We start from the raw sequence: 6,362 nt of genomic DNA on the forward strand, positions 1-6,362 counted from the left end.
CATTATTATACAGAGAGCCTTCCACCTTATTTACATTCTTATTTCTTATTTCTTATTTATTTACATGGTAATTTATATTAACAATATATTATAAATTATATAATATTAATTATAATAAATAGACTCTTTTAATAAAACAACCGTATTTAAATTAATGTACTCTTTTTTATTTCATTAAAAATAGACTCATTATTATAATCCTCTCGTTTAATAATACATTCTTATTATTTTAATTATGGGATATAACTAATGAAAACGAAATTACTATCTGCTTTATTTATAAGTGGCTTATTGGCGACCTCTTCTGTTTATGCTCAAAATGATTTTACATTAGATAAAACCACACTTTCAGCAGGTTATGCACAAGTCAAAATGGCTGGTCAAAATCCAATGCATGGCGGTGTTTTTTCTATTCGCCAAGAAGTCAATTCACAATTTGGTCTTTTAGTCACAACGACTTACGCCCAAAATGAATATGATCTAAATAAATCGATTAATACTTTCTTTAAAGACGTCAATGCACGTTATTACTCTGTTATGGCGGGCCCCACAGTACGTTTAAATGATTTTATTAGTGTTTATGGCACGGCAGGGATGAGCCAAATTCAATTTAAAATCTGAACATTCTGAATTAAAAAAAAGTAAAAGAAAAATAGCATTTAGTTGGGGCGCAGGTTTAATCATTAATCCAGCAGAAATGGTTTCTATTTCTCTCGGATATGAAAATAGCCGTTTTAAATTTAAAAACACCGATGACCGAATTATTTTAGATGGTTTTATTGCTAATATCGGTTATCGTTTTTAATTAAAAATAAGCACATATTATAAAATAATATGTGCTTCCAAAAATAAAATACCTCTGTCTAATTTAAAACAGAGGCAAAATAACTCAAAAAGACCCACACTAGGGAATAAACACAGACACCGATTATCTAAAAATCCACTACATTAAATCTTGATACGTGCCTAGCCGATAACCTCGTTCCAAAATGGCCTGTTTTAATGCGCTATCGGTTAAGACTTCAAGTTCTGTTAGACGCTGAAAACAATAACCACTTGCACGCAATGGGTTATCAACAAAAGCAGGGTGTGTCATCACTTCAATAGAATGCTCATGCCGCGCTTTCGATTCATCAAGTACCTTTAAAAACAGTGCTTGAGTGATTTCATCACCATAAAATTGACTATCAAAACCATCACTACTTATTACACTTTGAGTATCAATCCCCTCTTTGTGTGCGAGTCGTCTATCAACCCGCATTGGTAGCGATTTTTCTTTGGCAAACTCCGCCACAATAGGAAAAATTTGTTTAAACATATGCACATGATGGTGACTATCAATATGGTCTGGTTCACAACCAAAGATCTCAATAAAACGCTGATATTGTGCTTTAAGCTCAACACGAATTTCATCAAGTGGCAAATTGCCCTCTTCTGCCATTTGCCATACCCATTTCCCTAAGACACCTTCACGCGTTAAAGAAGGTAAAGGAGACAGTGGTTTACCCATCGTCAACGTAAAATGAAGCCCAACGCCTAATCCGGGCAAATCATGACGTAATTGTGCGGCATGTTTAATTCCTTCAGCATTGACAAGTGCTGTTGTTGAGCTAACCACCCCATAACGAAAACACTCTGCAATACCGTAGTTTTGCCCTTTACTTAGCCCAAAATCATCCGCATTCACAATTAATAAACCCGCCATTCTGTCTCCTTATTACTTATTTTTATCTGCTGACGATTAATGAGAGGCTTTTTCTAACTCTGTAATTGCTTTAGCAAAATTAGGTAGATGTGCTTTATGCGCTAATAACATCTCTCGTGTAAGGACTTCTGCATCTTTATCTGAAAGTACTAACGGTGTTAAATTCATCGCTAATAAAGCATCATTTAATTCACCACTGATAGCCGCTTTGCTGGCCGCGATCTCAAAGGCTTTGATGGTATGAATTAATCCCATCACTTTTTCATCAAAATGCGTTAAACGTGGATGAGGTTTAGCGCCATCACGTCCTAAAATAGCAGTCACCTCAATTGACCAATCTGCTGGAATATTATCAATATGGCCATGATGAGGAATATTCACATAATGCTCAGCATGTTTATCATTATAAATAGCATTTATCACTTCGCACGCCGCATCAGAGTAATAAGCACCGCCACGTAATTCCAACTCTTTCGGTTTGATATTTAAATCAGGATCTTTATACAACTCAAACAGTTGCTTTTCGACTTTTTGTACGACTTTAGCGCGAGCGCCCCCTTTATAGTATTCACCCATTTCAATCGCTAACATCTCTTTTTGCTTGAAGTAATACAGTAAATAAGAGCATGGCAGCATATTAAGAGAGCGGATCAACCCTTCACTAAAAGGTAAGTCAAAAATATTTTTTACAGAGCCCGCGGTTAAGGTTCCTGAAGCCACACCGTCCAATAATTCAGGAAAACGGGATTGACCATTAACAATAACGTCTTTAATAAACACCATGTGATTTAAACCAAATAAATCAATAGAGAGTTCATCTTTATCCGTTAACTTCAAAACATCGGTAATAAACATTTTCATACCGATTGGGATATTACAAACCCCAATAAATTTCTTAAAATTGGTATGACGATAAACGGCTTCTGTTACCATTCCTGCTGGATTCGTAAAGTTGATGATCCACGCATTAGGGCAAATTTCTTCAACATCCTTAATAATATCGAAAATAACAGGGATAGTGCGTAAACCCTTAAATAGCCCCCCAGCACCATTAGTCTCTTGCCCTAAATAGCCATGACTTAAAGGAATAGATTCATCAAGCTCTCTTGCTTTCAATTGACCAACACGCAATTGTGTTGTGACAAAATCAGCCTCTTTTAATGCTTCACGGCGATTAAGGGTTTTATAAAGGGTTAAAGGAATACCTGCCTTTTTTACCATGCGCTGACAAAGCGCAAAAATAATATCAAGCTTCTCTTTTCCTTCTTCAATATCCACTAGCCATAATTCAGTGATCGGTAGTTCATGATAGCGCTTAATAAAACCTTCTAATAATTCAGGCGTATAACTGCTTCCACCACCAATGGTAACAACTTTTAATTTATGACTCATAAAATACTCCCATACAGCATAATAGTGCTGTTATTTGTGTATTAATGGCGAAATTAAGGCGTAAAGAACCATGAAGAAAATAAGCTTATTTTCTTCATGGTTCTTTACGCCTTAATTTCGCCATTAATACACAAATAACAGCACTATTATGCTGTATGGGAGTATTTTATGAGTCATAAATTAAAAGTTGTTACCATTGGTGGTGGAAGCAGTTATACGCCTGAATTATTAGAAGGTTTTATTAAGCGCTATCATGAACTACCGATCACTGAATTATGGCTAGTGGATATTGAAGAAGGAAAAGAGAAGCTTGATATTATTTTTGCGCTTTGTCAGCGCATGGTAAAAAAGGCAGGTATTCCTTTAACCCTTTATAAAACCCTTAATCGCCGTGAAGCATTAAAAGAGGCTGATTTTGTCACAACACAATTGCGTGTTGGTCAATTGAAAGCAAGAGAGCTTGATGAATCTATTCCTTTAAGTCATGGCTATTTAGGGCAAGAGACTAATGGTGCTGGGGGGCTATTTAAGGGTTTACGCACTATCCCTGTTATTTTCGATATTATTAAGGATGTTGAAGAAATTTGCCCTAATGCGTGGATCATCAACTTTACGAATCCAGCAGGAATGGTAACAGAAGCCGTTTATCGTCATACCAATTTTAAGAAATTTATTGGGGTTTGTAATATCCCAATCGGTATGAAAATGTTTATTACCGATGTTTTGAAGTTAACGGATAAAGATGAACTCTCTATTGATTTATTTGGTTTAAATCACATGGTGTTTATTAAAGACGTTATTGTTAATGGTCAATCCCGTTTTCCTGAATTATTGGACGGTGTGGCTTCAGGAACCTTAACCGCGGGCTCTGTAAAAAATATTTTTGACTTACCTTTTAGTGAAGGGTTGATCCGCTCTCTTAATATGCTGCCATGCTCTTATTTACTGTATTACTTCAAGCAAAAAGAGATGTTAGCGATTGAAATGGGTGAATACTATAAAGGGGGCGCTCGCGCTAAAGTCGTACAAAAAGTCGAAAAGCAACTGTTTGAGTTGTATAAAGATCCTGATTTAAATATCAAACCGAAAGAGTTGGAATTACGTGGCGGTGCTTATTACTCTGATGCGGCGTGCGAAGTGATAAATGCTATTTATAATGATAAACATGCTGAGCATTATGTGAATATTCCTCATCATGGCCATATTGATAATATTCCAGCAGATTGGTCAATTGAGGTGACTGCTATTTTAGGACGTGATGGCGCTAAACCTCATCCACGTTTAACGCATTTTGATGAAAAAGTGATGGGATTAATTCATACCATCAAAGCCTTTGAGATCGCGGCCAGCAAAGCGGCTATCAGTGGTGAATTAAATGATGCTTTATTAGCGATGAATTTAACACCGTTAGTACTTTCAGATAAAGATGCAGAAGTCCTTACACGAGAGATGTTATTAGCGCATAAAGCACATCTACCTAATTTTGCTAAAGCAATTACAGAGTTAGAAAAAGCCTCTCATTAATCGTCAGCAGATAAAAATAAGTAATAAGGAGACAGAATGGCGGGTTTATTAATTGTGAATGCGGATGATTTTGGGCTAAGTAAAGGGCAAAACTACGGTATTGCAGAGTGTTTTCGTTATGGGGTGGTTAGCTCAACAACAGCACTTGTCAATGCTGAAGGAATTAAACATGCCGCACAATTACGTCATGATTTGCCCGGATTAGGCGTTGGGCTTCATTTTACGTTGACGATGGGTAAACCACTGTCTCCTTTACCTTCTTTAACGCGTGAAGGTGTCTTAGGGAAATGGGTATGGCAAATGGCAGAAGAGGGCAATTTGCCACTTGATGAAATTCGTGTTGAGCTTAAAGCACAATATCAGCGTTTTATTGAGATCTTTGGTTGTGAACCAGACCATATTGATAGTCACCATCATGTGCATATGTTTAAACAAATTTTTCCTATTGTGGCGGAGTTTGCCAAAGAAAAATCGCTACCAATGCGGGTTGATAGACGACTCGCACACAAAGAGGGGATTGATACTCAAAGTGTAATAAGTAGTGATGGTTTTGATAGTCAATTTTATGGTGATGAAATCACTCAAGCACTGTTTTTAAAGGTACTTGATGAATCGAAAGCGCGGCATGAGCATTCTATTGAAGTGATGACACACCCTGCTTTTGTTGATAACCCATTGCGTGCAAGTGGTTATTGTTTTCAGCGTCTAACAGAACTTGAAGTCTTAACCGATAGCGCATTAAAACAGGCCATTTTGGAACGAGGTTATCGGCTAGGCACGTATCAAGATTTAATGTAGTGGATTTTTAGATAATCGGTGTCTGTGTTTATTCCCTAGTGTGGGTCTTTTTGAGTTATTTTGCCTCTGTTTTAAATTAGACAGAGGTATTTTATTTTTGGAAGCACATATTATTTTATAATATGTGCTTATTTTTAATTAAAAACGATAACCGATATTAGCAATAAAACCATCTAAAATAATTCGGTCATCGGTGTTTTTAAATTTAAAACGGCTATTTTCATATCCGAGAGAAATAGAAACCATTTCTGCTGGATTAATGATTAAACCTGCGCCCCAACTAAATGCTATTTTTCTTTTACTTTTTTTTAATTCAGAATGTTCAGATTTTAAATTGAATTTGGCTCATCCCTGCCGTGCCATAAACACTAATAAAATCATTTAAACGTACTGTGGGGCCCGCCATAACAGAGTAATAACGTGCATTGACGTCTTTAAAGAAAGTATTAATCGATTTATTTAGATCATATTCATTTTGGGCGTAAGTCGTTGTGACTAAAAGACCAAATTGTGAATTGACTTCTTGGCGAATAGAAAAAACACCGCCATGCATTGGATTTTGACCAGCCATTTTGACTTGTGCATAACCTGCTGAAAGTGTGGTTTTATCTAATGTAAAATCATTTTGAGCATAAACAGAAGAGGTCGCCAATAAGCCACTTATAAATAAAGCAGATAGTAATTTCGTTTTCATTAGTTATATCCCATAATTAAAATAATAAGAATGTATTATTAAACGAGAGGATTATAATAATGAGTCTATTTTTAATGAAATAAAAAAGAGTACATTAATTTAAATACGGTTGTTTTATTAAAAGAGTCTATTTATTATAATTAATATTATATAATTTATAATATATTGTTAATATAAATTACCATGTAAATAAATAAGAAATAAGAAATAAGAATGTAAATAAGGTGGAAGGCTCTCTGTATAATAATG

The 6,362-nt window shown here is 35.5% G+C and carries 8 protein-coding genes; 4 read left to right on the top strand and 4 right to left on the bottom strand.

Annotated elements, in window-relative coordinates:
• Positions 1 to 249 precede the first annotated feature (249 nt).
• Together BHE89_RS07360 and BHE89_RS25305 are read left to right on the top strand one after the other, a co-directional pair.
• Positions 250 to 621, top strand: a complete 372-nt coding sequence (locus BHE89_RS07360; protein ID WP_286145972.1) for an Ail/Lom family outer membrane beta-barrel protein — start codon at positions 250 to 252, stop codon at positions 619 to 621.
• Positions 622 to 697: 76 nt separating this feature from the next.
• Positions 698 to 805 (top strand): hypothetical protein, encoded by a 108-nt coding sequence (locus BHE89_RS25305; RefSeq protein ID WP_286145973.1) that lies wholly within the window; start codon positions 698 to 700, stop codon positions 803 to 805.
• A 138-nt stretch (positions 806 to 943) separates the two neighbouring features.
• Here the strand turns inward: BHE89_RS25305 and chbG (BHE89_RS07365) are convergent, their stop codons facing one another.
• Entirely contained in the window at positions 944 to 1,705 is a 762-nt protein-coding gene (chbG, locus tag BHE89_RS07365) for a chitin disaccharide deacetylase (protein ID WP_069369493.1), read from the bottom strand.
• Between the two features lie 36 nt (positions 1,706 to 1,741).
• Positions 1,742 to 3,097, bottom strand: a complete 1,356-nt coding sequence (locus tag BHE89_RS07370; protein WP_069369492.1) for a 6-phospho-beta-glucosidase — start codon at positions 3,095 to 3,097, stop codon at positions 1,742 to 1,744.
• A 168-nt stretch (positions 3,098 to 3,265) separates the two neighbouring features.
• On the opposite strand from BHE89_RS07370, the gene BHE89_RS07375 reads away from it, so the two are divergent.
• A complete protein-coding gene (locus BHE89_RS07375) occupies positions 3,266 to 4,621 on the top strand; it encodes a 6-phospho-beta-glucosidase (RefSeq protein ID WP_069369492.1) in 1,356 nt (451 codons plus the stop codon).
• A gap of 36 nt (positions 4,622 to 4,657) precedes the next feature.
• Positions 4,658 to 5,419, top strand: coding sequence for a chitin disaccharide deacetylase (gene chbG / locus BHE89_RS07380; protein WP_069369493.1), 762 nt, complete (start codon positions 4,658 to 4,660; stop codon positions 5,417 to 5,419).
• A 138-nt stretch (positions 5,420 to 5,557) separates the two neighbouring features.
• On the opposite strand, the gene BHE89_RS25310 is transcribed toward chbG (BHE89_RS07380), so the two are convergent.
• Together BHE89_RS25310 and BHE89_RS07385 are read right to left on the bottom strand one after the other, a co-directional pair.
• Positions 5,558 to 5,665, bottom strand: coding sequence for a hypothetical protein (locus BHE89_RS25310; protein WP_286145973.1), 108 nt, complete (start codon positions 5,663 to 5,665; stop codon positions 5,558 to 5,560).
• A 76-nt stretch (positions 5,666 to 5,741) separates the two neighbouring features.
• The gene (locus BHE89_RS07385) at positions 5,742 to 6,113 is read right to left on the bottom strand and encodes an Ail/Lom family outer membrane beta-barrel protein (protein WP_286145972.1); all 372 of its coding nucleotides are present in this window, start codon (positions 6,111 to 6,113) and stop codon (positions 5,742 to 5,744) included.
• Between the last annotated feature and the right edge of the window lie 249 nt (positions 6,114 to 6,362).

Origin of the sequence: Shigella sp. FC1967, from assembly GCF_001743005.1 — a bacterium.
Lineage (GTDB): Bacteria > Pseudomonadota > Gammaproteobacteria > Enterobacterales > Enterobacteriaceae > Proteus.

Bases quoted from the DNA above. Each gene is read 5' to 3' on its own strand.
- BHE89_RS07360 (WP_286145972.1), top strand. From the start codon at position 250: ATGAAAACGAAATTACTATCTGCTTTATTTATAAGTGGCTTATTGGCG.
- BHE89_RS25305 (WP_286145973.1), top strand. From the start codon at position 698: ATGGTTTCTATTTCTCTCGGATATGAAAATAGCCGTTTTAAATTTAAA.
- chbG (WP_069369493.1), bottom strand. From the start codon at position 1,705: ATGGCGGGTTTATTAATTGTGAATGCGGATGATTTTGGGCTAAGTAAA.
- BHE89_RS07370 (WP_069369492.1), bottom strand. From the start codon at position 3,097: ATGAGTCATAAATTAAAAGTTGTTACCATTGGTGGTGGAAGCAGTTAT.
- BHE89_RS07375 (WP_069369492.1), top strand. From the start codon at position 3,266: ATGAGTCATAAATTAAAAGTTGTTACCATTGGTGGTGGAAGCAGTTAT.
- chbG (WP_069369493.1), top strand. From the start codon at position 4,658: ATGGCGGGTTTATTAATTGTGAATGCGGATGATTTTGGGCTAAGTAAA.
- BHE89_RS25310 (WP_286145973.1), bottom strand. From the start codon at position 5,665: ATGGTTTCTATTTCTCTCGGATATGAAAATAGCCGTTTTAAATTTAAA.
- BHE89_RS07385 (WP_286145972.1), bottom strand. From the start codon at position 6,113: ATGAAAACGAAATTACTATCTGCTTTATTTATAAGTGGCTTATTGGCG.